Origin of the sequence: Viridibacillus sp. FSL E2-0187 (assembly GCF_038006425.1) — a bacterium.
GTDB lineage: Bacteria > Bacillota > Bacilli > Bacillales_A > Planococcaceae > Viridibacillus > Viridibacillus arvi.
This window is the reverse complement of record NZ_JBBOVG010000001.1, coordinates 2397615-2423963: the sequence shown is the minus strand read 5'-3', so window position 1 is coordinate 2423963 and position 26349 is coordinate 2397615. Positions and strand designations below refer to the sequence as shown.

28 protein-coding genes are annotated in these 26349 nt (G+C 34.4%); 26 read left to right on the top strand and 2 right to left on the bottom strand.

Annotation, left to right across the window (positions count from 1 at the left end; genetic code table 11):
- The first annotated feature begins 473 nt into the window (after window positions 1-473).
- The 10 genes from MHH85_RS11900 to MHH85_RS11855 all read left to right on the top strand — a co-directional run bounded on the left by MHH85_RS11900 (window position 474) and on the right by MHH85_RS11855 (window position 11154).
- Window positions 474-2060 (top strand): glutathione ABC transporter substrate-binding protein, encoded by a 1587-nt coding sequence (locus MHH85_RS11900; protein ID WP_340707236.1) that lies wholly within the window; start codon window positions 474-476, stop codon window positions 2058-2060.
- Between the two features lie 120 nt (window positions 2061-2180).
- The gene (gene nikB / locus MHH85_RS11895) at window positions 2181-3104 is read left to right on the top strand and encodes a nickel ABC transporter permease (RefSeq protein WP_193739243.1); all 924 of its coding nucleotides are present in this window, start codon (window positions 2181-2183) and stop codon (window positions 3102-3104) included.
- Window positions 3105-3158: 54 nt separating this feature from the next.
- Window positions 3159-4013, top strand: a complete 855-nt coding sequence (locus MHH85_RS11890; protein WP_053418252.1) for an ABC transporter permease — start codon at window positions 3159-3161, stop codon at window positions 4011-4013.
- 13 nt (window positions 4014-4026) lie between these two features.
- Window positions 4027-5007, top strand: a complete 981-nt coding sequence (locus MHH85_RS11885; protein WP_340707235.1) for an ABC transporter ATP-binding protein — start codon at window positions 4027-4029, stop codon at window positions 5005-5007.
- Between the two features lie 5 nt (window positions 5008-5012).
- Window positions 5013-5984 (top strand): ABC transporter ATP-binding protein, encoded by a 972-nt coding sequence (locus MHH85_RS11880; RefSeq protein WP_340707234.1) that lies wholly within the window; start codon window positions 5013-5015, stop codon window positions 5982-5984.
- Window positions 5985-6002: 18 nt separating this feature from the next.
- Window positions 6003-6881 (top strand): sugar phosphate isomerase/epimerase family protein, encoded by an 879-nt coding sequence (locus tag MHH85_RS11875; RefSeq protein WP_340707233.1) that lies wholly within the window; start codon window positions 6003-6005, stop codon window positions 6879-6881.
- A gap of 31 nt (window positions 6882-6912) precedes the next feature.
- Window positions 6913-7971, top strand: a complete 1059-nt coding sequence (locus tag MHH85_RS11870) for a Gfo/Idh/MocA family protein (RefSeq protein WP_340707232.1) — start codon at window positions 6913-6915, stop codon at window positions 7969-7971.
- Window position 7972: 1 nt separating this feature from the next.
- Window positions 7973-8866: a sugar phosphate isomerase/epimerase family protein gene (locus MHH85_RS11865; protein WP_340707231.1), complete on the top strand. Its 894-nt coding sequence runs from the start codon at window positions 7973-7975 to the stop codon at window positions 8864-8866.
- An 84-nt stretch (window positions 8867-8950) separates the two neighbouring features.
- Window positions 8951-10102, top strand: a complete 1152-nt coding sequence (locus tag MHH85_RS11860) for an ROK family transcriptional regulator (protein ID WP_340707230.1) — start codon at window positions 8951-8953, stop codon at window positions 10100-10102.
- Between the two features lie 35 nt (window positions 10103-10137).
- Window positions 10138-11154: an asparaginase gene (locus MHH85_RS11855; protein WP_340707229.1), complete on the top strand. Its 1017-nt coding sequence runs from the start codon at window positions 10138-10140 to the stop codon at window positions 11152-11154.
- 321 nt (window positions 11155-11475) lie between these two features.
- Here the strand turns inward: MHH85_RS11855 and MHH85_RS11850 are convergent, their stop codons facing one another.
- Window positions 11476-11886 carry a GNAT family N-acetyltransferase gene (locus MHH85_RS11850; RefSeq protein ID WP_053416876.1) on the bottom strand — a complete coding sequence of 137 codons (411 nt, stop codon included), beginning with the start codon at window positions 11884-11886 and terminating at the stop codon, window positions 11476-11478.
- A 396-nt stretch (window positions 11887-12282) separates the two neighbouring features.
- Between MHH85_RS11850 and MHH85_RS11845 the strand changes: the two genes are divergently transcribed.
- The 6 genes from MHH85_RS11845 (at window position 12283) to MHH85_RS11820 (ending at window position 17573) form a co-directional block, all read left to right on the top strand.
- Window positions 12283-12480: a DUF6501 family protein gene (locus MHH85_RS11845; RefSeq protein WP_038189483.1), complete on the top strand. Its 198-nt coding sequence runs from the start codon at window positions 12283-12285 to the stop codon at window positions 12478-12480.
- A gap of 87 nt (window positions 12481-12567) precedes the next feature.
- Window positions 12568-13431 (top strand): ATP-binding protein, encoded by an 864-nt coding sequence (locus MHH85_RS11840; protein ID WP_193739253.1) that lies wholly within the window; start codon window positions 12568-12570, stop codon window positions 13429-13431.
- Between the two features lie 10 nt (window positions 13432-13441).
- Complete coding sequence (locus MHH85_RS11835; protein ID WP_340707228.1) at window positions 13442-15340, top strand: vWA domain-containing protein; 1899 nt, start codon at window positions 13442-13444, stop codon at window positions 15338-15340.
- A gap of 80 nt (window positions 15341-15420) precedes the next feature.
- The gene (locus MHH85_RS11830; RefSeq protein ID WP_340707227.1) at window positions 15421-15732 is read left to right on the top strand and encodes a hypothetical protein; all 312 of its coding nucleotides are present in this window, start codon (window positions 15421-15423) and stop codon (window positions 15730-15732) included.
- Window positions 15733-15869: 137 nt separating this feature from the next.
- Window positions 15870-16619, top strand: coding sequence for an IclR family transcriptional regulator (locus MHH85_RS11825; RefSeq protein ID WP_340707226.1), 750 nt, complete (start codon window positions 15870-15872; stop codon window positions 16617-16619).
- Window positions 16620-16640: 21 nt separating this feature from the next.
- On the top strand, window positions 16641-17573 hold the full coding sequence (locus tag MHH85_RS11820) for an aldo/keto reductase (RefSeq protein WP_340707225.1): 933 nt from the start codon (window positions 16641-16643) through the stop codon (window positions 17571-17573).
- A gap of 167 nt (window positions 17574-17740) precedes the next feature.
- Here the strand turns inward: MHH85_RS11820 and MHH85_RS11815 are convergent, their stop codons facing one another.
- On the bottom strand, window positions 17741-18193 hold the full coding sequence (locus tag MHH85_RS11815) for a hypothetical protein (protein ID WP_340707224.1): 453 nt from the start codon (window positions 18191-18193) through the stop codon (window positions 17741-17743).
- A gap of 249 nt (window positions 18194-18442) precedes the next feature.
- On the opposite strand from MHH85_RS11815, the gene MHH85_RS11810 reads away from it, so the two are divergent.
- The 10 genes from MHH85_RS11810 to MHH85_RS11765 all read left to right on the top strand — a co-directional run bounded on the left by MHH85_RS11810 (window position 18443) and on the right by MHH85_RS11765 (window position 26321).
- On the top strand, window positions 18443-18805 hold the full coding sequence (locus MHH85_RS11810; RefSeq protein ID WP_340707223.1) for a hypothetical protein: 363 nt from the start codon (window positions 18443-18445) through the stop codon (window positions 18803-18805).
- 97 nt (window positions 18806-18902) lie between these two features.
- The gene (locus tag MHH85_RS11805; protein WP_340707222.1) at window positions 18903-19079 is read left to right on the top strand and encodes a hypothetical protein; all 177 of its coding nucleotides are present in this window, start codon (window positions 18903-18905) and stop codon (window positions 19077-19079) included.
- Between the two features lie 160 nt (window positions 19080-19239).
- Entirely contained in the window at window positions 19240-19935 is a 696-nt protein-coding gene (locus MHH85_RS11800) for a response regulator transcription factor (RefSeq protein ID WP_340707221.1), read from the top strand.
- Between the two features lies 1 nt (window position 19936).
- A complete protein-coding gene (locus MHH85_RS11795) occupies window positions 19937-20872 on the top strand; it encodes a HAMP domain-containing histidine kinase (RefSeq protein WP_340707220.1) in 936 nt (311 codons plus the stop codon).
- Window positions 20873-21032: 160 nt separating this feature from the next.
- Window positions 21033-21956 carry an ABC transporter ATP-binding protein gene (locus MHH85_RS11790; RefSeq protein WP_340707219.1) on the top strand — a complete coding sequence of 308 codons (924 nt, stop codon included), beginning with the start codon at window positions 21033-21035 and terminating at the stop codon, window positions 21954-21956.
- Window positions 21949-22641, top strand: a complete 693-nt coding sequence (locus MHH85_RS11785) for an ABC transporter permease (protein ID WP_340707218.1) — start codon at window positions 21949-21951, stop codon at window positions 22639-22641. Before MHH85_RS11790 ends, MHH85_RS11785 begins: the two co-directional genes overlap by 8 nt.
- A gap of 77 nt (window positions 22642-22718) precedes the next feature.
- Window positions 22719-23423 carry an ABC transporter permease gene (locus MHH85_RS11780; RefSeq protein ID WP_053416862.1) on the top strand — a complete coding sequence of 235 codons (705 nt, stop codon included), beginning with the start codon at window positions 22719-22721 and terminating at the stop codon, window positions 23421-23423.
- 18 nt (window positions 23424-23441) lie between these two features.
- Window positions 23442-24311, top strand: a complete 870-nt coding sequence (locus MHH85_RS11775; protein WP_340707217.1) for a DUF4097 family beta strand repeat-containing protein — start codon at window positions 23442-23444, stop codon at window positions 24309-24311.
- Between the two features lie 416 nt (window positions 24312-24727).
- On the top strand, window positions 24728-24913 hold the full coding sequence (locus MHH85_RS11770; protein WP_193739267.1) for a hypothetical protein: 186 nt from the start codon (window positions 24728-24730) through the stop codon (window positions 24911-24913).
- Complete coding sequence (locus MHH85_RS11765; protein WP_403979822.1) at window positions 24906-26321, top strand: amidase; 1416 nt, start codon at window positions 24906-24908, stop codon at window positions 26319-26321. The genes MHH85_RS11770 and MHH85_RS11765 overlap by 8 nt, the downstream gene beginning before the upstream one ends.
- Window positions 26322-26349 lie beyond the last annotated feature (28 nt).

Below are 26349 nucleotides of genomic sequence, written 5' to 3'. Positions count from 1 at the left end.
ATAAATAGATAGATATTTACTATAATGATAGAGAAAACATTGTTTATAAATCCTTGTCTTTATCGAATCAGTTTTATGCAGAAAAAGAGGAGGGTTACTATAATGGGAATTACAATTTTAGGAATCATTTCGTTAGTAGTTATCAATACTGTTATCTCTATTATTATGAGTAATACAATTTCAGATTAATTTATTTAATCATTATTGCGGGTTCTTCTTTCAAAAGAAGAGCCCGCTTTTTATTTTTTTCACCATTGGAGTAATTAATATGAAAATCTATATAAATATGCTCAAAAATAACTGAATTATATAATATTTATTTTCATGGTGTTAAAATCATTTTTCCATGCATAAGCTTTGTTAAGAAATTATTTTATAAAATTTCTCACATATCCAAGACTATTCATTTCGAAATCGTTCATCTTTTTATTAGACATTGTCTTTGAATTTGTGAGAACAAGGGGGATGGGTTAATGCTGCAAAGGAAAGGTTGGAAAATTCTGTTGTTAGTCGTTTTTTGCGCCATTTTTATGGTCGCTTGTTCTGATGACAAGAAAGAAACAAATAGTAGTGAAGGCAAAGGGGAGAAAGAGCCGACTACTGAAAAGAAAGAAGAACTGGTTGTCGCAGTAAATGAAAACTTCATTTCAATGGATCCTCATAATACAGGAGATACAAATTCTAACTCAGTACAATCGGCTATGTTAGAAGGCCTGCTTGGGTTCGATGATGAAGGCCAAATAATAAATGTTCTAGCTGAAGACTATTCAGTAAGTGAAGACGCACTTGTTTATACATTTAAATTACATCAAGGTATTAAATTCCATGATGGAGAAGATTTTAATGCTGAAGCAGTTAAAGTGAATTTTGAACGGATAATGAAAGACAAGAGCTTACGATTAAATTCACGTGGTTTTAGCTTAATTAAAAAAATAGAAACTCCAAGTGAATACGAAATAAAAATCACTTTAAAGGAAACATATAGCCCAATGCTAACTCGTTTTGGAGTAGCTAAAATTATTAGCCCTAAATCAGTGAAGGAAAATCCAGCAGATATTCCAAAAAAACCTGTAGGTACGGGCGCTTATAAATTTGGTGAATGGGTTCAAGGTGATCATTTAACAATCGAGCGTTTCGATGATTATTGGGGTAAAGGTGACCGAGTCAAGAAAATTACATTCAAGCCTGTACCAGAGAGTGGTTCGCGTGTAGCGATGTTAAAAACAGGAGAAGCAGGAGTTATCTATCCTGTTCCATCTCAAAATATAGCCCAAGTGGAAGGCGATAAGAACATTCAAGTATTTAAAGTCCCATCCACAATCGCTCATTATGTATCGATTAATACGTACAAAAAACCATTTAATGATCCAAAAGTGCGTCAAGCATTTAACTACGCTGTCGACAAAGATGCTTTTATCAAAGTAGTGAATTTTGGTTTAGGAGTACCACTTGATTCTATCATTTCTTCGAAAACGATTTATTATAAAAAACAAGAGGCTTATGCGCAAAATATCGAAAAGGCAAAACAATTATTAAAAGAAGCTGGATATCCAGATGGCTTTGAAACTGAGATTTGGGGTAATACAAACTCTGATACGATGAAGGGTATGCAATTTATCCAACAACAGTTAAAACAAATTGGCGTAAAAGTAGAAATTAAATCAATGGAGGAAGGTACTCTTTCTGATGAAATTTATGGTGCCCAAACGCCTGATGATGCAAAACTACAAATGTGGTATGTAAGTTGGTCTTCATATGCTTCAGATGTTACAAATGCAACAAAACCATTATTCCATAGTGAATCATTCCCTCCAAATGGTGCAAATACAGCTTATTACAATAACAAAGAAGTAGATAAATGGATGGATGAAGCAAATTCAATTTCTGATAAAGCAAAACAAGAAGAATTATATGGGAAAATTCAAGAAACTGTTTATAAAGACGCACCTTGGATTTTCTTAGGTGTTGATGAAATTGTCTATGGTGTTCGTTCAGATGTAGAGGGAGTTGTCGTTGAACCAACAGGTGGGTTGAATGTAAAAGATGCTAATTTTAAATAAACTCTAGCGGATTATTGGCAAGAGGCTGAAATTTTTATCAGCTTCTTGCTTTCTAAAAAGTAATGCAAAACGACACTAATAAAAGTTTCTCGTATCCACCTTTTGAAGGAGGGAGTATATTTGCTTCGATATATCATAAAACGAGTGTTAGAAATATTGCCAATAATTTTTGTAGTTTCGATACTGTCATTCTTGTTTATTCACTTTATTCCTGGTGATCCTGCACGGTTAGTTGCAGGTAAAGATGCGACTTTACAAGATGTCCAAAATGTAAGAGAAGAGTTAGGTTTAAATGATCCTATATGGAAACAATACATTTCATATATGGGGAATTTGTTGCAAGGTAATTTAGGCACATCTTTAAAGACGGGTTTACCAGTCTCAGATATGTTTTCATCGCGCTTCATGCCATCTATCTATTTAACATTTTTTGCGATGATTTGGGCGACAATTATTGGTTTATTGATAGGAGCTATATCAGCTGTATTTAAAAACAAATGGCCTGATTATTTAGGAATGGTAACAGCAGTATCTGGTATTTCATTACCGGGGTTTTGGCTAGGATTACTGTTGATTCAACTGTTTTCTGTACAACTTGGTATTCTTCCAACTGGTGGATCGGAAGGCTTCAAAAGCTATATTTTGCCTTCATTGACGTTAGGCGCAGGTATTATGTCAATGATTGCAAGGTTTACAAGGTCATCTTTATTAGAAACATTGCAGACAGACTATATACGAACGGGTCGTGCGAAAGGATTGAAGGAATCAGTTGTTATTATACAACATGCTTTGAGAAATTCTTTAATACCTGTAGTAACGATTGCAGGCTTACAATTCGGATTCCTTTTAGGTGGATCAGTTGTTGTTGAGACAGTTTTTAGTTTCCCTGGAATGGGCCGTTTACTCATTGATTCAATTGCATTTCGGGATTATCCAGTAATTCAGTCAGCACTTCTACTGTTTGCGATTGAATTCATTATCGTCAATTTAGTAGTAGATATTTTATACAGCGTTCTAAATCCAAAAATTCAAATTCAGTCCTAAAGGAGGGTATTTATGAATAGCGTTTCAATAGACAAAAATGAGAAAACAGTATCCATGCAACCAAAATACTCTCCAGTGAAAGAGTTTTGGAAAAATTTTAGGAAGCAAAAAGTAGCATTTATCGCTAGTGTGTTTGTTTTATTACTAATCTTAGTAGCTATCTTAGCGCCTTATATCGCACCATTCGATCCATATAAACCAAATTACGATGCTTTATTAGAACCTCCTAGTAAATCACATTTAGCAGGAACTGATGAATATGGCCGAGATATATTAAGTCGACTAATCATGGGGACAAGAATTTCGTTGAGCGTTAGCTTCGCTTCAGTTTTTTTAGGAATGATCCTAGGCACCATTTTAGGCTTAATGAGTGGTTACTTTGGCGGATGGTTGGATCGTATAATAATGCGTTCAAGTGATGTCTTGTTTTCTTTTCCAGACTTACTTTTAGCAATTGCTATTGTGGCAATTCTAGGACCTGGTTTAAATAATGTGATTATCGCAGTAACGGTATTTGGGATACCTTCATTTGCTAGACTCGTCCGTGGGGCCACTTTAGAGGCCAAAGAGAACACCTATGTAGAAGCAGCAAAATCAATGGGGGCACCACATCGTCGCATTATGTATAAACATATTTTCCCGGAAACAGTAAGTAGCCTTATTATTTTCGTAACAATGCGAATAGGGACAGCGATTTTAGCAGCTTCAAGTTTAAGTTTTTTAGGCTTAGGTGCTAGTCCTGAAACACCTGAGTGGGGAGTAATGTTAAGTACCGGTAGAGATTATTTAGGCACAGCTTCACATGTAGTAATTGTACCTGGGATTGCCATCTTTTTAACTGTTCTTGCTTTTAATTTAATAGGTGATGGATTACGAGATGTATTAGATCCGAAAACGAAGAACGATTAAGGGGAATCAGGATATGACTAAAAAACTACTTCAGGTTGAAGAATTACAAACGGAATTTACGAGGGATAAACAGAAGACGAGAATATTGCACGGAGTTAACTTTCATATCAATGAAGGTGAAGTGTTAGGTCTTGTTGGTGAATCTGGTTGTGGGAAAAGTTTAACATCATTATCCATTATGCGTTTGTTTCAAGGGACTACAGGTGAAATCACAAATGGAAATATCTATTTCAATAACTCGAATTTAGTCAATCTATCAGACTATGAAATGCGTAAATTGCGCGGTAAGCAAATGGCGATGATTTTCCAAGATCCTATGACTTCATTAAATCCAGTAATGAAAATAGGAAAACAGCTCACTGAACCAATCCGCGTACACTTAAAGTTAAGTAAAAGTGAAGCTAGAGAACATGCAATTGCGATGCTCACGAAAGTAGGGATTGCAAGGCCAGATGAAATTGTAGATGAATATCCGCATCAACTTTCTGGAGGAATGAGACAACGTGTGATGATTGCTATGGCGATGTCATGTAATCCAAATTTACTTATTGCAGACGAGCCTACGACTGCTCTCGATGTAACAATTCAAGCGCAAATATTAGAGCTTATGAAAAAACTTCAAAAAGAAGAAAAAATGTCAATCCTTTTAATCACACATGATTTAGGTGTAGTAGCTGAGATGTGTGACAGAGTAGTTGTTATGTATGCTGGCAAAGTTGTTGAAGAGGCATCTGTATACGATTTATTCGAAAATCCGAAGCATCCATACAGTAAAGGGTTGATCGCATCTGTTCCAAAATTAGGCGAGAAAAAAGATAAATTAGATTCCATAAAAGGAAATGTACCCAATCCATCTAATATGCCAAAAGGTTGTAAATTTGCGCCTAGATGCAATATGGCAATGCCAATTTGCCATGAGCAAGAACCTGTTTGTCTAGCAATAGAGAATGATAGGTTATGCAGTTGTTGGCTATATGAACTAGAAACGAGGTGAGGCGAATGTCAAATACAATATTAAAAGTGGAGAAACTCAAGAAATCCTTCGAGCTGTCAAATGGTTTTTTTGAGAAGAAAAAAACAATTCAAGCAGTAAGTGATGTGTCATTTGAAATCCAAAAAGGCGAGACATTTAGTCTTGTTGGCGAAAGTGGCTGTGGTAAATCGACTACTGGTCGTCTCATCTCTAGATTATTAGAACCGACTGAAGGATCTATTTGGATTGATGGAATGGAAGTTTCAAATAAAAAAGAATCGCAATTAAAGCAGATGAGGCAATCGGTTCAAATGATTTTCCAAGACCCTTATGCATCATTGAATCCACGTATGAAAGTAAAAGAAATTATTGCTGAGCCGCTGACTATTCATACGAATCTATCGACTAGTGAGCGTCAGAAAAAGGTGTTAGAAATCTTAGAAGTTGTAGGATTAAGTGAGTATCACGCAGAAAGGTATGCGCATGAGTTTAGTGGTGGACAAAGACAAAGAATTGGTATTGCACGAGCTTTAATTATGAAACCACAGCTTATTATTGCAGACGAACCTGTTTCTGCACTGGACGTATCTATCCAATCTCAAATATTAAATCTATTAAAAGATTTACAAAGAGAGTATGGTATTTCTTATTTATTTATCTCACACGATTTAAGTGTTGTTGAGCATATAAGTGACAATATTGGTGTTATGTATTTAGGCGCAATCGTAGAATCGGGTCCTAAAGACACTGTTTTTGTAAATCCGCAACACCCGTATACGAAAGCATTATTATCATCTGTACCAGTTGCAAACCCTAGATTAAGAAAAGAGAAAATCATTCTAAAAGGGGATATACCGAGTCCGAAAAATCCTCCATCAGGGTGTACATTTCATACAAGATGTCCTTTTGCTATGGATATTTGTAAAAAAGAGAAGCCAAAAAGACAACAGCTTCAAGAAGAAAATCATTTTGCATCTTGCCATTTGTTAGACCAATAAATCGAAGAGGTGATCGCTATGAAAGTTGGATTAAGTACGTATAGCTTAGTAAAAAAAATGCGAGCAGGAAATATGGATGTATTAGATGTCATTCAATGGGTTGCAGATAATGGTGGAGAGCACGTCGAACTTGTACCATATGAATTCACAGTTGTAGATAACCCGGAACTTGCCGATCAAATTAAAGAAAAAGCCCAACAACTTGGACTTGAATTATCAGCATATTCTTTACCAGCAAATTTTGTTCAAGAGACCGATGAAGCATTTTATGCAGAGGTAGAGCGATTAAAGCAACATGTTGATATTGTGAATCGAATGGGCATTAAAATTATGCGACATGATGTTACTGCCTTTTCGTTACCAAAAGAGGATATGACAATACATTATTTTAACGAACACTTCGATAAACTCGTAAAAGGAAGCCAACTCCTCGCAGATTATGCAGCACAGTTTGGTATTACAACAACAATTGAAAATCATGGTTTTAATGTTCAAACGAGTGATCGGGTACAACAAGTTATTCATGCAGTGAATAGACCGAATTTTAAAACAACATTAGATGTAGGAAATTTCCTGTGTATAGATGAAGAACCTTTAGTAGGTGTAAAGAAAAATATTCCGTACGCTGCAACAGTGCATTTTAAAGATTTTTATACTAGACCTTATTTTGAAAATCCAGGTGCAGGCGAATGGTTTAGAACAGTAAACGATAATTATATACGCGGTGCAATTGTAGGACACGGTGACCTTAATATTCGTGAAATCATGAAAACTGTTAAATCCTCAGGATATGATGGTTATCTCACAATAGAATTTGAAGGCATGGAAGATTGCGAAGTTGGTTCAAAAATTGGGATGGATAATGTCAGACGCTTATGGCATGAGACGAACTGTTAACAGATAAACCACATCAAAAGGAGCTGGAATTATGTCGAAAATAAATGTTTGTGTTATAGGAACAGGTACAATTTCTGACCATCATTTTAAAGCTTATGCTAATAATCCAGATGTCACTATATACGGTGTTTATGATTATGTGTATGAAAGAGCGCAAAAAAAAGCTGAACAATATGATGCAAAAAAGGTATTTAAAAATTTAGAAGAGTTATTTTCAGACACGAATGTTGACGCGGTCAGCATCTGTACTTGGAACAAAACGCATGCTGAAATTGCGATCGAAGCATTAAAACATGATTTACACATCCTAGTTGAGAAGCCTTTATGTATGACAGTAGAGGAAGCTTATGCAATTCAAGAAGAGGCAGATAAGCATAACAAAGTATTCCAGGTAGGATTTGTGAGACGATTTGGTACGAACACAAAAGTATTAAAGTCCTTTATTGATGCTGGTAAGCTAGGGGATATCTATTATGCTAAGGCTACGTATACGAGACGCCTAGGAAACCCAGGAGGCTGGTTTGTAGATGTCAATAAGTCAGGTGGCGGCCCTTTAATTGATATTGGGGTGCACATCATCGATATTTGCTGGTATTTGATGGGCAGACCAAAAGTAAAATCAATCTCAGGCAATACGTATAACCATCTAGGGAATCGAAAAAACGTAAAGAATCTAAGTTTTTATAAAACAGCTGATTATGATCAAACAGAAAATACAGTGGAAGACTTAGCAAATGCCTTAATTACATTCGAAAATGGTGCCTCTTTATTAGTCGATGTGTCATATACATTACATGCAAAAGAGGATGAATTAGGCGTAAAACTATTTGGCACAAAAGGCGGGGCAGAATTAGAACCAGAACTAGTCATTATTAGCGAAGAAAACGATACAATTTTGAATATGCAACCTCAAATTGATCACTTAAGTTTCGATTTCCAAAATGCTTTTCAAAATGAAATTAATTCATTTATTGAAAGCTGCGTAACAGGCGTAGTTTCACAAGCACCAGTTGAAGATGGAGTTGAAATTATGAAAATCCTAGAAGGTATTTATAAAGCAGCAGAAACAAAAAGCGAGGTGCGCTACTAAAATGACATCAACCTTACAACTATCTAATAAAATCGGTGTTATAGTGGATAGCTTTGGATTACCCCTTTACGAAGGTTTAAAAAAAGCGAAAGACATCGGAGCGGACGGTGTTCAAATCTATGCCGTTTCGGGAGAAATGGCACCTGAGAATATGTCTACATCAGCTCGAAAAGAATTAAGAGATTACTTAACATCAATAGATTTAGATATTTCAGCTTTATGTGGTGATTTAGGAGGGCATGGTTTTCAAAACAAACATGACAATGCACTCAAAGTCGAAAAATCAAAAAGAATACTAGATATGGCAGTCGAACTTGGTACCAATATTGTGACAACACATATTGGTATCATTCCAGAAGATCAAAATAGTGAAATTTACTATGCATTACAGCAAGCATGTGAGGAGCTAGGGCAATACGCGAAAAGTCTAGATGCTTACTTTGCAATTGAAACTGGACCTGAAAAAGCTGAAACTTTAAAGGAGTTTTTAGATAGTCTAAGTACCAATGGTGTGTCAGTAAATTTTGACCCAGCCAATATGGTTATGGTAACAGGCGATGATCCAGTTACAGGGGTGGAAATTTTACAAGACTATATTGTTCATACCCATGTGAAGGATGGCGTGCAGCTAAAAAAGACTGACCCAAGAGATGTCTATGGCTTTGTAGGGTACGGAGAAGGGGTAGATCATCGTAAAATTGCTGAAATGGTAGCTGCTGGAGAATATTTCAGAGAGCTTCCATTAGGTCAAGGAGATGTTGATTTTGACAGCTATTTTAAAGCATTACAAGCAGTAGACTACACAGGATATTTAACTATTGAGAGAGAAGTAAAGGATGCTCCTGAAGCAGATATTTCTCAAGCTGTAGAATTTATCCGAAAATATAAGTTATAAAGTGATTTTTCTAGTAATTTCCATTACTATGAACATAAGGAATGTTTCTCGAGAATTTTACTTATGAACAGGGAAGTGTGTCTTATGGAAAAGCAAGACCAATTATTGATGAAAAAACAAAATAGATTATTAGTTTTAGAATTAATAAGAACGATGTCACCAATTTCTCGGATACAACTGTCCAAAGTAACGAAAATGAGTCCAACTTCAATTACGAGAATTGTTCAAGAGCTACAAGAAGAAGGGTTTGTTCGGGAATCACTTATTGAATCAACAAGTATTGGAAGAAGGCCAACATTGTTGGAATTATGTCCAGATGTCTTATATACAGTAGGTGTGGAACTAGATCGTCGAATAGTTAGAGTTGGCTTAGTCGATTTTCTAGGGGAGCTTGTGGACTTTAAAATTTTCCAGAGAAAATCACAAGAGAGTTATAGAGAAACTTTAAATAATATTCATGAAAAAACTTTACAAATCATTAATGAAAACCATATTGAAATGAAAAAAGTGATCGGTTTAGGGGTAGGATTACCAGGTTCTATTGATTATGAAAAAGGAATCGTTAAAATTTCCGAACAACTGCAGTGGGGAAACATCTCACTGGCAGATGATTTAAAGGAATTAACGACTCATAATGTCATCATTGATAACGAGCTTAAGATGAAAATAATAGCTGAAAATACAATTGGGCAATCAATAGACTCTGATAATTGTATTTTACTAGGCATTGGATCAGGTATTGGTGCAGCCATTTTACTTCATGGTGAAGTACACCGTGGCACTTCAAATAACGCTGGAGAAATTGGTCATACAGTGATCGATCCTAATGGCTTAATATGCCATTGTGGTAAAGTAGGTTGCTTATCAACGTATATTTCTGAAAGTGCCATTATAGCTGATGCCAATAAAGTAAAGCCAATCCATTCTATAGAAGAAGTATATGATGCCTATCGTTCAAAGGAGACATGGGCATGTAATATAATGGACCGTGTAACTACGTATATAGCGCTAGCTGTTAGTAATATGGCTTGTTTGTATGAACCAGAGTATATCATTTTAAGTGGGCATTTAATTGATGAGTTACCGGGGATAGGCAAATTTATAGAAGAAAAATGTGACCGTTATATATGGCAGTCCATTCGTCAAAATCTTAAAATTGTATACTCAAAGCTTGGTAGTGAAGGGGTCGTAAGGGGAGCTGCTATACAAGCTCAAAAGGTCTTACTAGATTTATAAGTTTAAGAATACCTTTGTAAGGTGGATGATTGCTAATGACATATGATATTTTGATAAAAGAATATCGAGCAAATATGCTTGAAAATACTCATACAGGTATAATTTGTGGCGTAGATGATCAGCTACAAACTGCGTTTCATGTCGGTGATACAGAGCAATATGTTTTCTTACGTTCGGCAGCTAAACCGATACAAGCAATTCCTGTATTTATGACGAATATTATTGAAAAGTATCAATTGACTGAACAAGAAAGTGCTTTATTTATGGCCTCTCATCGAGGAGAATCCTATCAAGTAGATGCATTAGAGAGTATGATGTCAAAACTACCTGTAGAAGAAGAGGAGCTTTATTGTGCTCCCTCTTATCCATTAAATAAAAGTCCACAACAGCAAGTTATAAGAGAAGGTAAAGTAAAGCGTAAATTGTATCACAATTGTGCTGGCAAACATATGAGCTTTATCACGGTTTGTCGTGAATTAGGTTACTCTGTTGATGAGTATTGGAAGCCAGAGCATCCTCTACAACAGCAAATTCTACATATACTTGCCAAACTATCAAATATGGCAGTTGATCAAATTAAAATCGGTATTGATGGTTGTGGAGTTCCGGTATTTGCAATTCCACTTGAAAATATGGCCATTTGTTTCCTTAAACTAGGTTGTCCAGATTTAATTGAAGATACCGAAATAAGAAAAGCGGTAGTTAAACTAACAGCAGCTATGAACCGACATAATAATATGATTGCATCAGAAAACTTCATATGTAGCACACTATTGCAAAGTTCAAATATTGTTGCAAAAGGAGGAGCGCAAGGAGTTTATTGCTTCGCTTTAAAAGAAGAAAGAATCGGTATTGCACTAAAGGTGATGAATGGTTCAGAAGATGTGTGGCCAAATATAATTGCTTCAATTTTAGAACAGATAAATTATAAAGATAAGAATATGATCCAGTACTTAAAAGAATTGCGACCACCTTTCATTAAGAATGATGCAGGGGATATTGTAGGACATATCGAAGATTCATTTGTAGTTAACCAATTCAAGTTAATATAACTGTTCAATAAAAAAGCGATAGGAGACAGCATCTCCTATCGCTTTTAGTCATGTTATTTTCGTGTTTTCCATTCTGCAACGATAAAGAAGATAATGAAGAAGGCAAATGCGATGACGAAAAACCATCCCGGTAAGCTACCAAAGGACATGAGGACACCTCCAAGTGCGAAAAGTACAATTATATAGTATTAGCATACCACAAATCAGCTGAATATCACTTCGCAGCAGTCCATATTGATTAAATTCAAAAGAGGTAGAGTAATAAAATCAACTCTACCTCTTTTGTAACATTTCTATTACTAAATATTAGACAAGTACCATCTAATTTAACTTAGCAAACGATACTAAATCGCCTTTATCACAAGATTGAAAGCCTTGTTTTTCATAAAAATGTCTTACATCTGGAGCTTCTTCAGTTAATAGTACTTTTTGTCGAACACTCTCATATCTGCTCATAACATCTTGTATTAATTGAGAAGCAATTCCTTTGTTTTGATACTCATTTAATACAAGTATGTCCTGTATATAAATTATCGTTAAACCATCACCAACTATACGAATTAACCCCACTAAGTTGTGATCATCCCAAGCAGAGACGACCTCTAAAGATTGAAGTAATGCTTGTTGAAGCAATTCTATATCTTTTGTATAAGCAGTCCAACCAACATCGTTATATAAATTTTTTAATTGTTCACTATCGATAGTTTTACTGTTTTTATATGTTAATTCCATTTTTTATCCTCCTCAAATTTTTATTTTGAAGAGTTAATTCTTAATTTATCCACTGTCTTATACCTCCTTTTAAAATTATTTATTCTCAGTATTTGGTTAATCAATATATATCTTTTTTATGAAATGTTTTCCATATCAATTATATCAGATTTTTTGAATAGTTGTTAAAAATTATGGGTTTTTATATGTGAAATTTTTAGTTATTAAGAAAAGCTTTAACTAATAAAAGTCGTTAAGATTGGCATAAGTTTATAAATCACTTTACTATCCAGTTACAATTTCTCAAAAAAATATGCGCTTTTCTCGCACATTCCAGTGAAAATCGTTTAAAATAGGAGAATGTAATCTATTTACGTATTTATTAAGGATTTTCTAATAAGAGAGGTTGTTTATACCATGTTACATTTAAAATGGAAAGACGCGCCAACTATTAAAACAGTTACTTGTAAACAAACAGATGCAAAGAAATACCTTGTATCAAATGTACTAACAGTTGGAAAAGAATATGAAGTGAAAAATGAAACAGAAGAATTCATTTTTGTTATCGATAATTCAGGAAATATTGGTGGCTTCTACAAAGAATACTTCGAATAAGTAGTAGTATTAAACAAAAACGGCTTCCGCAAAAATATGCGAAAGCCGTTTTTTATCATATGTAAGCTCAACAAGGAGGAACTAGACATGCATGATTTAGTTGAAAAGATTAAGAATGAGCGTCTTGCTCGTGTATATAGCGAAGAACAAGCATTACTTATTGGAAATGGTGGCTACATTTCACCAGACCCGACGTTGTGGCAAGATGTATTGATCAGTGTTGCTTTGCAAAAACCAGTGCTATTAAAAGGGCCAGCGGGTTCAGGTAAAACGAAGTTAGCTGAATCGGTGTCTGCTTATTTTGGACAGCCTATGCATAGTATCAACTGCTCGGTTGATTTAGATGCTGAAAGCTTACTTGGCTTTAAGACAATCGTGCAAAAGGATGGAGAAACAGTAATTGAGTTTGTGGAAGGACCTGTTGTTAAGGCGATGAAGGAAGGGCACTTACTATATATTGATGAAATCAATATGGCAAAGGCGGAGACATTACCGATTTTACACAGTGTTCTTGATTATCGACGTATGTTAACAAATCCGTTTACGGGAGAAGTAATTGAAGCTCATCCACATTTTAATGTATTATCGGCTATTAACGAAGGTTATATCGGAACAGCACCGATGAATGAGGCACTGAAGAACCGCTTTATTTCCTACAGCATTCCATACTTAGCTGGTGAGCAGCTGAAGAATTTATGGGAAAGTGCTTTTCCAAATGCACCACAAAGTTTGAAAAACGTCATGTACAATTTAGCTGAGGATTTGAAGGGGCAGGTGCAAAATGGCTTGCTAAGTGAAGAAGCAGCATCTATCCGTAGTTTAATGGACGCTACTGAATTAGCACAATATATTGAACCACTACGCGCAATTCGCTATGCAGTCGCAGAGAAATTGGACGATGTTGGAGAACGTGAGCTCGTAATGGAATTAGCTAAAACGTGGGTGAAGTGAGGTTGATTGCATGTCACAGATGAATCGCTTTATTCAATTTAATAATGAACAGATTAATGCACGCCAGATGCTTCATTATGAGCAGTTAACGCGAGCGTTATCTCATGCACCATACTTATCTTTAACAGAAAGACAAGTGCTAGAGTTACGTCCTAAGGAACAGGCACTTTCAATGAGTGTTTTTTGGCGTCATCGTGATCGGGCAATCATGCATGCTGGGAGATTATCGGATATCTATTTGCTAGCGGCTGGCTTTTGGCGCTATTTTTCAGTGCAGCCTTTTTTAGAATTACTTGAGGATTTACAAGGGGAACCTAATGGCCATTTATTTGAGCAACTTGTATTAATGGCAGAAGAATTCCGTTTAATGGATGCAGTCGAGAAGGAACGACCAGGTACTGGTGAGGCATTTAACGTAAGACGTAGAGTGTATTTAGAGTTTCATAAGCAGCAACTTCAAGTTAATTTACAAAAGGGCTTTTTAGCAGATGCTACTTTGAATTATTTATTCGTCATGGCACATGAAGGCTCTATGCAATTAGATACATCTAGTATGCCTGACTTTTTTGAACCATTACAATTCACATGGCAGTCTCTTTATGATGCTCGTTCAACTGAAGATAACATTGCGGTTGTTTATCGCGTAATGGCTATGATTGCAAAACATGTGGAAAAAGACTTAATGCATACTTACTATGCAGTTATGGATTCTATAGCAGAAGCAGCAAAGTTCAATGAACATAAAGGTGTTACAGAACAAGAACAAGGTAACAAAGAAGAGGCAAAAGAAACGATTGAAGAGCTATTCCGCACTTGGCATCGCGAGTCACAGTCTGACGAGGGCGTCCATATGCGTTATGAACTAGAGCATGGTAATGAAGGAAAGGCAATGTCAACAGAAGCAGAAGAAGGACGAGAAGGTGCAGAGATTTCCGAAGTCGGTATTGGCGGAGCACAAGACCAAAAGGATTCTGTTCAACAAGATGATACTGACGATGTAAAAAAATTGCCTCCTGAGAAAAAACGAGCAGGCAAATACTTTGGTGAAGAACATCGTAATGTCATCTATGAAGAGAGAAGAATTGAAACGGTCCGAGAAGCTAGTTCAATGGATGATTTAGTCACTTGGCGTACTACCCAAGAACCTTATGTGAAGGCATTAATGGCTGAATTTAGAAAGCGTATGGCTCAAAAGGAAATTGCTAGACGTGACCATTTAACAAAAGGTCGACTTTCCTCCAAGTTAACAACCTTTTTAATCGATGAAAGACCAAAGCCATTTTATAAGAAAAATTCACCAGCCAAGCCTTTAGATGCAGTGTTTGGTTTATTAGTTGATGGCTCGGCTTCTATGATTGATAAAATGGATGAAACAAAGCAAGCAGTTCTACTTTTTCATGATGTTTTACGCAAAATGGGTATAACACATGAAATCGTTTCTTTTTATGAAGATGCCTACGAAGCAACGGAAGAAAAACAACCGAATACATTTGAATGGGTGCATAAATTAGAGGACGGTGCAAAGGATAGTGGCTCTGCCATTATGGCATTAGAAGCACATGAAGATAATCGCGATGGATTTGCAATTCGTTGGATGACGAAGCGATTAGAAGCACGTGATGAAAAACATCGATTTCTACTTGTTTTCTCCGACGGGGAACCCTCAGCATTTGGCTATGCGCAAAATGGGATTGTTGATACAGCAGAAGCGGTAATGGATGCAGAGAAGAAGGGCATTCATGTCATGCATTTATTCTTGAATACTGATATGCCAAGTGAGGAGCAGTTGCAGTTATTCAGAATGATTTATGGACCTCAATCTGTTGCAGCGGATAGTGTGGAGAAGTTTACCGATGTGACCTTGAGGTTGTTAAGAAAGATGATTGGGCTAGTGATACAGTCAGGGTGATAAATGATGATGGTTGGTTAAGGAATTAAATATAAAAAATTCGGTGTTTAAACAGCAGAGTATATAAAAGGGGAAATAGAATGAAATGTAATTGTAATTCACAGATTTCTAACAATTTGATTGTAGAGGCGGATTTTACAGATCCAATTTGGTGTGGAAAGTGTCGTGCTAATTTTGAGATTGAAGAGTTTGATTTATCGATAAATTTACTTGATTCATTCTCTAGTTGGTCAGAAAATTACGGAGAATGGATAGACTGGGATACTGATAAGAGATTACCTAATGCTGAAGATTTAATCGCTAAATTCAATAAAGATGGCTTAAGACTATCAGAGCAGTTACGGGATGAGTTAGGAGAAAGCTATACAATTACATTTTCTCCATCTCTGTAAACAAATTAAGTGTTTGAATAACATATCAAGAAAAGTTCAATTCAAACTCGTATTTTCTCTATATACGAAAATAAAGCATAATTATTTTCTATTTCCTCAATCCATCTTTATGCTAAATATGTAGTGAGGTGAGTGAGTTGAAGGCAACAGAACAGAGAACATTGCAAAACGGGCTTAGGATGCTGGAGTTATTAAAACGGCATCCAAAACTGAAAGCGACTGAGATTGGGGATGAACTTGGATTAAGTTCTACTTCAACTTATCGGATTTTAGCGATTTTACAAGAATACAAGTTAATTACGAAAGAAAAATCCTATTTTCAAGTGAATCAGGCATTTTTTCAAACAGTCATTGTGAACTTTAAAAAGATTCCTTGGCATGAATTAAAAACGCCACTTGAGGTCGTAAAAGAAATACAAGAAAATGTCTATCTTGCAGTAATCGAAGATGAACAACTTGTCACGAAACGAATTGTGAATAGAGAAGGAATTGAGATTGATGTGCAGTCAAGGAAGAGAGAATCAAAGGTGCATCATTCTGCCATAGGTAAAGTATTACTGGCTTTTTCATCCGATGAAGATCAAAAAGCCATAATTAATAATATCGACTTTACGCCAATGACTGCTCAGACTTTTCAGGAAAAGGATCTATTTCTAAGACATATTCAAGAGATTAACAAACGTGGTTATGCTATAGATGATGAGGAAACTGAAATCGGTATGCGCTGTATCGCAGCACCGATTTTGATCAATCATGAGGTAGTAGCGGCCTTTGCAGTCTCGGGTTCAACTGGGAATCTATCACGTCGGAAATTTAATCAGCTATCAAAAAAAATCATTAGTTTTAGTCACCTAGTTGCTGAGGAACTCATTCACTTATCACGCTAAATGTAAAAGGAGGAATCTTGGATGAACTATACGACAATTGAAAAACAGTATATTTCCATTTCAACAATTGGTTTAGGCACGAATGCGGTCGGTGGACATAACTTGTTCGAAAATTTGAATGAGGAAGATGGAAAAGAATTAGTGAAAGTAGCATTAAACAATGGAGTTACACTCATTGATACGGCAGATATATATGGGCCTGGTCGTTCAGAAGAATTAGTTGGAGAAGTACTTCAAAGTTTCCCACGTGAGCAATACATATTAGCTACAAAGGGTGCGAGAATGCAGAATGAAAAAGGAGAAATAGTCACAAATAACTTACCTGACTATTTACGAAGTGCATGTGAAGCTAGCTTACAACGTTTAGGTTTAGACTATATTGATATTTACTATATCCATTTTCCTGAACTAGGTGCTTCGCTTGAATTAGCAGTTGCTGAATTGGTGAAGTTGAAGCAAGAGGGCAAAATTAGGGCAATTGGTATTTCAAATGTAACGCTTGAGCAGTTAGAAGAAGCTAATAGTACAGGAGAGATTGATGTTGTCCAGTTGGAGTACAATATGCTAAACCGTGCTATTGAAGAAGATATTTTGCCATATTGCATCGAGCAACAAATTGCTGTTGTTGCATATGGACCTCTTGCTTTTGGTATTCTAGGAGGGAAATATACAAAAGATTTGAAATTAGATAGTGGTGACTGGCGAAATCGTGTAGATCTTTTTAAAGCTGGAAATTTTGAAGCAAACTTATCAAAAGTTGATAAATTAAAAGAAATAGCTGTTAAGAAAGATACTACAATTGGTAACTTAGCAATTGCGTGGTTACTAGCACAAAAAGGTATAACAGCTGTTATACCTGGTGGGAAAAAGACAAATCAATTATTAGAAAACTTAAAAGCAAGTGAGATCAAACTTACTGCCGAAGATTTAACTAATATTGAAGCGATTATTTAAGACAATACTCAATGCCGTAAAGCCAGGAATGACAACGTTTTGTCATCCCGGCTTTTATTTATTTTTCTGTTCATCATTACACATAAATAATAAAATAATCTGTTTTTTAGTAGAATCATAAAATATTACGAATTATCTACTTTGTTTTTAGATAGTTTTTATTAAGGCTATTTTACTTCTATTGAGAAGGCGTGATTTCCACTTCCATTTTTCCAATTAGCTATAACGTGATAAAAGTACACACCTTTTTCTTTGGGTGCTAAAATTTTTCCATTTTTAACTTTTATATTTTTAATATTGTTTTCATTTCTCAGTTCTTCCACTATTAAAGTTCCGGCAAGAGGTTCCTTTTTAAATTTAATCATAATTTCTTGATTAGGAGAGACTATCATTGGTTTATGTACTTTTGCCATTTCTAAAGGGGAAGAATAAATCTTATCTACACATCTAGCAAATAAATTTCCCTCCCAACAAAATGATCCTTGTGTAGTAGGAATGACAGTTTTTCCAGTCGTTATTTTTGGTGTAGGTGGTTCTGAACGAAAAGGTTCAAAAATAAATGTACAAATTACAATCAATCCAATAATAATGAATACATAAAATTTTTTAATTCTATTCACCTTCCTCTACCGTAGTGACTATAATTTCCTAAAACGCGTTTTTGAAAATAGCTATTACTCCAACTAATCAACTTATTGAATTGAAGCATGAGTAGTGCTTTTTCTATTTTAATAATAAATTCTACAAATATAATGGAGTACCTTTTAATTAGTGATTTCAATTTATTTGTATATAATTTTGATATATTTATTTCTACCAATATAAGGTAAAATAATAAATTAAGAGGTATTATGAAGAAGGAGAAATTGATGAGAATTGATGCCATTATCCAATTACTATTATTTATTATGATACCAACTTTTTTGATGAGAAGGTCTTTAATGAAGATGTCAGAAGAGGATCGAAAACGGTTTGTGGGTGAGTTGACGAAAAAAAGTGTTCTCTCTACTTACAGTTTGATAGCTCTTAGTATTCTACTTTTAATGATTGGACGAATCGTTGACATAGTTTTTTTGAAAATAATTAGCGGTTTGCTATTTTCAATTGGAATAATTGTACATAGCGTTCTAATTTGGTTTCATGTTTCATCTAAATATAAAGCATTACTAAGTACCACCTTAGGAATTATCGGTTTAATAATTTTTTTATGGTCGTTATGGAAAATTTACTAAAGAAAATATCGAAGAAGTTATCTGATAATAATCAATTAGGTCTATTCAAGAGGTATGTTTGTATGAAAATAGTACATAGAATGGAAGTGCCGAGCTTATGAAATCTATTAAAAAGTATATTTTTATATTCTTGGTTGCCATTATTACATGGAATATTATCGATTACTTCACTCATAAAAATGAGCCTTTTATGAAAGGGTTCCTCTTCTGTTTGGCATTAGCACTAATGCAAATAGTTGTAGATTGGGTATGGGACACTAAAGAAGAAAAGTAGAGGAACATTTCAGTATCACTCTCTATTTATTCCAGAATTAATCATAGCCTTATATTATTTCGCTTCCACTCTAAACAAAATTTAACCTTTTATTATCAGTAAATCCATATTGAGGTATAATTACTTGTGTGAATATGTAAAAGCTAGGAGCGAGAAGTGCATGCAATCTAATATTTTGCTAGTTGAAGATGATATATCTATACAAGAAATGGTCCAAAGCTATTTAACAAAAGAGGGGTTTGTTGTAGCGACGGCTTCAGATGGAGAAGATGGGCTAGCGAAGTTTATGCAAGGTTCATTTGATCTAGTCATTCTTGATATTATGATGCCGAAGATAGATGGTTTAGAAGTTGTGAGATTGATTCGCGAAAATAGTGCTGTGCCAATTTTAATGATGTCTGCTAAGGATACTGATGTTGATAAGGCGATTGGGTTAGGTCTTGGAGCAGATGATTACATTTGCAAACCCTTTTCAATGATTGAGTTGTCTGCAAGAGTAAAGGCAGGAATTCGTCGTTCGACAAAATATTCAGTTCCTCCAAAGGTAGACGATAAAATTATACAAATTGGTGACTTGAAAATAGATACAATCAATTATACAGCTTGGAAGAAAGGTGAAGTCATTAAACTCACTTCTAAAGAGTTTGAGTTATTAAAGTTATTTGCCAAAAATCGAAATCGTGTATTTTCAAAAGCTCAAATTTATAATCTCATTTGGAATGAAGAATATTATGGTGATGAAAATGTTATTAATGTTCATATGAGAAGACTCCGAGAGAAGATTGAGGACGATCCATCAAACCCAGTGTATATTAAAACGTTATGGGGAATCGGATATAAATTGGAAGTGATGTAAAATGGTGTTTTTTTTAATATTAATAATCATCGTATTAATAGGTTTTATCGTTTTCCAATACAATACGCAGAAAAATAAAGATAAGGATTTAAGATACATTTATGAAAAGCTACAGAGTAATTTAGAAAAGCAAACAACTGAAAAGTTATTAGTAGTAACTGATGATAAAGAACTGCAAAAGTTATTAGTGGTTATTAATCAATTCTTAGTAGCAAAGCATACAACAAATGCAAATCAAGCAAAGGTAGAAATATCAATGCGCAAAATGCTCTCTAATATATCTCATGATTTGAAAACACCGCTTACGGTTGTTCTCGGCTATATAGAGATATTACATACAGATCCAACAATGAACGAGGATGAACGACATGTTTTGTTAGAAAAGGTACATATAAAAACAATTGAAGTAATGGAACTTATTCGAAAATTCTTTGATTTATCCAAACTGGAGTCAGGAGATAAAGAAATCGAGTTAACGAGAGTTAATATGAACGAAGTATGTCAGGAAAATATTTTATCGTACTATGATTTACTTATGGCGAAGGGCTTTTCGGTTGAAATTAATATTCCGAATGAACAACTATATGCACATGGAAATACAGACGTGTTAAGTAGAATTCTAAATAATTTAATATCGAATGCAATTACGTATGGTGATGATGGAAAAACACTAGGAATAACTTTAAGAAGTGATGACAAGACAGTGTACATTGATATTTGGGATAAAGGAAAAGGTATTTCGGAGTCACATATCGATAAAGTTTTTGAGCGAATGTATACATTAGAAGATTCAAGAAATCGTTTATATCAAGGTAGTGGACTTGGGCTGACAATCACGAAACGGCTTGTTGAAGCTTTAGATGGGGAAATTCATCTTTCAAGTAAGCCTTATGATAAAACAGTATTTACAATTATGTTAAAAAGAATGAAATATTAGCTTGTAGAAAGATTCTACAAGCTTTTTGTTTTGTTTCTTGTCACAAAAATGAATATCTCCTTTCGCTTTTGAAGGGCTTAAGAAATTTGTAAGAATCGAGTAAGAAAAAAGAGATGTTCGTTCCGTACAATAAAAAGAGACAGCGAAAGGGGAAGACAAAATGTCATATATATTAAAAACAAATCAACTAACCAAAGTATTTGAAGGAAAAGAGGTTGTTTCCGGGGTCAATATGCATGTGAAGCAAGGTGAAATATACGGATTTTTGGGTCCAAACGGGGCCGGTAAAACTACTATTATGAAAATGATTACAAATTTAATCAAACCGACGAGCGGTGATATTGAAATTTTTGGTCAAAAGTTAACGAATACATCATACGAAGTCTTAAAAAGAATGGGGACAATTATTGAATATCCTATTTTTTATGAGAAGCTAACAGCTCGAGAAAATCTTTACTTACATTGTGAATACATGGGCTATTATGACAAGAAGTCAATTGACCATGCTTTAGATCTTGTGAAGTTAAATAATGTAGATGACAAAAAGGTGAAAGATTTTTCACTTGGAATGAAACAAAGATTAGGAATAGCTAGAGCGATTACTACAAAACCAGAACTGTTAATTTTAGATGAACCTATCAATGGTTTAGACCCAATCGGTATTAAAGAATTGCGAGAGCTATTTAAAATGCTTTGCAAAGAATATGGCATTACTTTATTAGTTTCTAGCCACATATTAGCCGAAATGGAACAAATGGCAGACACTATTGGAGTCATTCAAAATGGAAAATTGATAAAAGAAGTTTCTATGAAGAGTATCAAAGGAGAACAGACAGATTTTATTGAGGTTAAGGTACAAAATATCAAAAAAGCTGCTTTCATTTTAGATAATCAGCTAGAGTTAAAAAATTATAAAATCGTGAGTGATCAAACAATTCGCATATATGAGATGACCGCAACACAGCAAGAGATTTCAAAAGCCCTTATTATGAATGATATTGAGATTGAAAGTATCAACAAAAAGCATAGCTCTTTGGAGGAATATTTCATGAATTTAATGAACGGAGAGGGGATTAATGCTTAAATTAATGCAATTAGAACTTGTGAAAAATAAATTTGGCTGGTATTTCAGAGGAGCAATAATAGCAAACATCCTTATGATAGCCTTACTTTGGTTCGTAATGTACATCTCTCAAATTGAAGGTGACATAATTGCTACGACGCATCTAGACTTTTTCGTATTGATTGGTGCAATGGTCAGAGCTACATTTATTGTGTTTGCCTCGGTATTAATCGCGAAAATAGTGATTGGTGAATATAAAAGCAAAACCATACTGATCATGTTTTCATATCCAATTAATCGTAAGAAATTAATTGCTAGTAAATTGCTTTTTATAGCGGCTATAACTTTTATAACCATGTTATTGAGTAATATCGTAGTTGCGGGTTTATTTTCTATCTTTAGTAATGTTTTTAACATTGTTCCATTTTCAATAACTGCAAGTCAATACATTGCTGAAGTTTTGAAAATGATCCCATATTCATTTGCCTCTGCAGGAATCAGCTTGATTCCATTGTATTTTGGAATGCGTAGACATTCTGTTCCTATAACTATATTGTCATCTCTCTTAGTAGTGTCAATTGTTTGCTCTTCTAATCCAGTATTCTCAATGGTTACTTTTATTCCGGTTCAATTAGGCTTTGCAGTTGTAGGAGTTATCATTGCTTTCTTATCGATTCGAAATATTGAGATAGAGGATGCAATTTAATTTTAAAAGAGGTATTTAAAGAACGTTGCAGGATAGAAAAAATAGTATTTCTTAAATCTTTCTTGGAGGTAATCGTCATGTTGAAACTTATGAAACTGGAATGGAAAAAAAATCAGTTATCCAGTTATTTTAAAGGGTTAGTATTTTGTATATTGGGGATCTTAGCTGCTGTTTGTTTAATGGCGTGGGGATCTAAAGTAGAAGATGATCTTATGTTTCGAAATTATGCTGAATTCATGTCTTTAACAAATATTTTCATTAGAATCGTATTTATAATTTTTTCAAGTGTCATTTTATCACGATTAGTAATAGATGAATACAGGAATAAAACGATTCAATTATTGTTTAGCTACCCGCTAAAACGAAAAAGATTAATGCAAGCAAAGCTATCAATTGTCTTTGGATTCTGTTTTTTTAGTATTATCATCGCTACTTTAATCATTAGTGTGATAATTTATTTTTTAAATCCAATTTTAGGATTCTTTGCAACACCAATGAGTTTGAGTGAAATAGTTGCAACAGTTCCAACAACTTTTATTAGCGCTTTTATGATTGCTGGAGTAAGCCTGATTCCTCTGTACTTTGGAATGAGAAAAAAATCAACTGCTACAACCATTACCTCGGCCGTAATAATTAGCTTCTTAATAAATGGAAATGTATCAAGTGGTGGAACTCAGGTTAGTCTTATACAATTCATTGTTGTTCCAATTACACTATGTCTTCTAGGACTTTTAATCGGCTATCTCTCTTATCATAAAGTTGAAAAAATAGATTTGGTTTAAAAGGAATGAGGAAAAGAAGTGAAAAAATTCATTATAACATCTATTATGTTAATCGCTATTTTTGGATTTCTCTTAAGTGTCATGGATAAAAGAGGGGATAAATTTCAAGAAGAAAAATCATTTGATATTGAGGGAATAAAAGAAGTAGTTATTAACAATGAATCTTGGGATCTTGAGTTGGAAAACAGTGAAACAAACAAACTAACTGTCACAGTTGAAGGTAAACAAAAAGACAAAAAGAAAAATCCTGTCACAATCAAAAACAAAGGCATGAGGATAATAATTAGTCAGCAAAATGAAGAGGGTGGGTTTACTGATAACTTCAGCTTTGGAAAAAAAGGAATTATTCATCTTTCAATCCCACAGAACGCTTTAGATACGCTCACAGTAAATAATATCTTTGGTGATATAAAAATGAATGATATTAAGACTAAAAACATAGTGATATCAAACGACTCAGGTACGGAAAAAATTGAAGGACTGTCAGCGGAGAAAGGAAGATTTACGTCAAAAGAAGGTGAACTAAGTTTGAAAGAAAGTTCGTTAAAGAATTTATCAGTAGCTTCTACTTCTGGTGATAACTATTTAATGAATGTGAATAGCCCAAATATGAATATTACTTCAGTAGATGGTGAAGTGTCAGTGAAAGATGCAGTAGAAGGAAAGACATTACTCGTAGAAACAAAGTCAGGAGATATTACTGTGGCCTATAAAGAAGTTCCGACCTCTTTGAAACTTACCTCAAATAGTAATTCATCTGATATAACACTAAATTTAGATAGTTTGAAATTAGAAACGGATACTGAAAAATCAAAAGTAGGTACAATTGGTGACGGATCCAATCGATTGGAGCTCTTAAGTGAGTATGGCACTATCAATGTAAAATAAATAGAAAACAACATTATATTAAATGAGCTATTGATGCTATCCTCTATAAAAAAAATATTAGTTGAAAAGTAGACTAAAAGCTGTGTCAGCTCTTAGTTTATTTTTTTTGTAAACATCAGTTAATGTAGTAGCGATTAATAGTTTTATTTATTAGGTGAATAAAAAACTTTATCGAATTGACAATAATCTACCAATCATGTAATGTTTAAGTTGATTTAGAAAATTGTGAATTATTTGATTTAAAGGTAATGATTTGATTTTATCATAGCGTATTTTTAATAAAATAATCCTTATTTGAGGTTACTATTCTATTATTAATCGTATATTTTCTTTCTACTTTAAAGAAACTTTGGTCCAATCTTATTAGGTCATAGACTTATTGAGATATATGAATAATTTTGAGGAGAGTGATTCGTTTGTCATTGTCGATTCAAGAATTGTTAGAGAACAAGGGGATTCCAGTAAAGAAAGACCATTTTGAAAGTTTGCAAGTGAAATGGGAAGGTATACAAGCGCTAAGAGGGAACTTAGAGGGAGTTAATATTGACGATGCTGACATTAGTCTGAAGAATATTCCTGGAGGTGACCACATTGATGAATGATCTAATTTTGAAGTCAGTTGATGAACTTGCACCGTTAATTAAAAATAAAACATTATCGCCAGTTGAGCTCACAAAAGCTGTCCTAGATCATGCTGAAAAAAGTCAGGACAAGATTAACTCATATATGGCTTTTTATAGAGAAGAAGCAGTAGAAGCTGCTAAAAAAGCAGAACAGGAAATTGTGCAAGGTAATTATCGTGGGATGTATCATGGTATGCCAATTGCTCTTAAAGATAATTTATATTTTAAAGATAAAGTAACGACAATGTCTTCAAAAATTCATAAGGATTTTGTTTCTGATTACGATGCTACGGTAGTTAGAAAATTAAGAGAAGCTGGTGTTATTTTTACTGGGAAACTCAGCATGCACGAATATGCATGGGGGATAACAAATAATAATCCACACTATGGTCCTGTAAGAAATCCTTGGAATTTAGACAAAATTCCTGGGGGGTCAAGTGGTGGTTCAGGAGCTGCTGTAGCAGTAGGTGCTAGTATTGCCTCGTTAGGGACTGATACTGCGGGGTCTATACGTATTCCTTCATCTGCATGTGGTATTGTAGGTCTTAAGCCAACACATGGACGAGTTAGTAAGTATGGTTGCTATCCACTTGCTTGGTCACTGGATCATATTGGACCAATGACAAAAACAGTTAAAGATGCAGCAGGGATGTTAGAAATCATTTCTGGTTATGACAGAAATGATCCTACTTCTGTAAATGTCTCTATTGATAACTATTTAGGACAAGTTACAGGAGATGTGAAGGATTTAGTAATTGGAATTAATGAAGATTACTTCTTTAATCAAGTAGATGAGGATATTAATAAACTTGTTCGTGCTAGTATTCAAAAACTGGTAGATCAAGGAGCTAAAGTAGAAACGGTTAAAATTCCTACTCTTCAACATTCTGAATGGGCTGAATTAGTTACTTCTTTATCAGAAGCTTCAGCTATACATCATTCAGATTTAATGAACAGACCAGCTGATTTTGGTGATGATATTCGATTCTTATTTGAATTAGGTGAGCTTCCTTCGGCTGTTGATTATTTACAAGCACAGCAAGTTAGAAGACAGTTAAAACAAGAATTTAATGATGTATTTGAAAAGGTTGATGTATTAATATCACCAACGCTGCCGATTATTGCGCCAACTATAGGTGAAAGTTTTGCAGATTTGAATGGTAAAAAAGTAGATTTAATAGATAATATTATTCGTTTTACTGGTCCAGGGAATTTAACGGGTTTACCTGCATTATCAGTACCTTGTGGTTTTAAAGGTGATATGCCAGTAGGAATACAAATTATGGGTCCAGCTTTCAGTGAAGGTAGAGTATTAAATGTGGGCTATGCTATTGAGCAAACTCAACCTTTAAAGGGAAGAAAACCACTTATTTTTACTAACGCATAAAGCAAAACACAAATTGATTTTTAATAAT

Bases quoted from the DNA above. Each gene is read 5' to 3' on its own strand.
- MHH85_RS11900 (WP_340707236.1), top strand. From the start codon at position 474: ATGCTGCAAAGGAAAGGTTGGAAAATTCTGTTGTTAGTCGTTTTTTGC.
- MHH85_RS11890 (WP_053418252.1), top strand. From the start codon at position 3,159: ATGCAACCAAAATACTCTCCAGTGAAAGAGTTTTGGAAAAATTTTAGG.
- MHH85_RS11885 (WP_340707235.1), top strand. From the start codon at position 4,027: ATGACTAAAAAACTACTTCAGGTTGAAGAATTACAAACGGAATTTACG.
- MHH85_RS11880 (WP_340707234.1), top strand. From the start codon at position 5,013: ATGTCAAATACAATATTAAAAGTGGAGAAACTCAAGAAATCCTTCGAG.
- MHH85_RS11875 (WP_340707233.1), top strand. From the start codon at position 6,003: ATGAAAGTTGGATTAAGTACGTATAGCTTAGTAAAAAAAATGCGAGCA.
- MHH85_RS11870 (WP_340707232.1), top strand. From the start codon at position 6,913: ATGTCGAAAATAAATGTTTGTGTTATAGGAACAGGTACAATTTCTGAC.
- MHH85_RS11865 (WP_340707231.1), top strand. From the start codon at position 7,973: ATGACATCAACCTTACAACTATCTAATAAAATCGGTGTTATAGTGGAT.
- MHH85_RS11860 (WP_340707230.1), top strand. From the start codon at position 8,951: ATGGAAAAGCAAGACCAATTATTGATGAAAAAACAAAATAGATTATTA.
- MHH85_RS11855 (WP_340707229.1), top strand. From the start codon at position 10,138: ATGACATATGATATTTTGATAAAAGAATATCGAGCAAATATGCTTGAA.
- MHH85_RS11850 (WP_053416876.1), bottom strand. From the start codon at position 11,886: ATGGAATTAACATATAAAAACAGTAAAACTATCGATAGTGAACAATTA.
- MHH85_RS11845 (WP_038189483.1), top strand. From the start codon at position 12,283: ATGTTACATTTAAAATGGAAAGACGCGCCAACTATTAAAACAGTTACT.
- MHH85_RS11840 (WP_193739253.1), top strand. From the start codon at position 12,568: ATGCATGATTTAGTTGAAAAGATTAAGAATGAGCGTCTTGCTCGTGTA.
- MHH85_RS11835 (WP_340707228.1), top strand. From the start codon at position 13,442: ATGTCACAGATGAATCGCTTTATTCAATTTAATAATGAACAGATTAAT.
- MHH85_RS11830 (WP_340707227.1), top strand. From the start codon at position 15,421: ATGAAATGTAATTGTAATTCACAGATTTCTAACAATTTGATTGTAGAG.
- MHH85_RS11820 (WP_340707225.1), top strand. From the start codon at position 16,641: ATGAACTATACGACAATTGAAAAACAGTATATTTCCATTTCAACAATT.
- MHH85_RS11810 (WP_340707223.1), top strand. From the start codon at position 18,443: ATGAGAATTGATGCCATTATCCAATTACTATTATTTATTATGATACCA.
- MHH85_RS11805 (WP_340707222.1), top strand. From the start codon at position 18,903: ATGAAATCTATTAAAAAGTATATTTTTATATTCTTGGTTGCCATTATT.
- MHH85_RS11800 (WP_340707221.1), top strand. From the start codon at position 19,240: ATGCAATCTAATATTTTGCTAGTTGAAGATGATATATCTATACAAGAA.
- MHH85_RS11795 (WP_340707220.1), top strand. From the start codon at position 19,937: ATGGTGTTTTTTTTAATATTAATAATCATCGTATTAATAGGTTTTATC.
- MHH85_RS11790 (WP_340707219.1), top strand. From the start codon at position 21,033: ATGTCATATATATTAAAAACAAATCAACTAACCAAAGTATTTGAAGGA.
- MHH85_RS11785 (WP_340707218.1), top strand. From the start codon at position 21,949: ATGCTTAAATTAATGCAATTAGAACTTGTGAAAAATAAATTTGGCTGG.
- MHH85_RS11780 (WP_053416862.1), top strand. From the start codon at position 22,719: ATGTTGAAACTTATGAAACTGGAATGGAAAAAAAATCAGTTATCCAGT.
- MHH85_RS11765 (WP_403979822.1), top strand. From the start codon at position 24,906: ATGAATGATCTAATTTTGAAGTCAGTTGATGAACTTGCACCGTTAATT.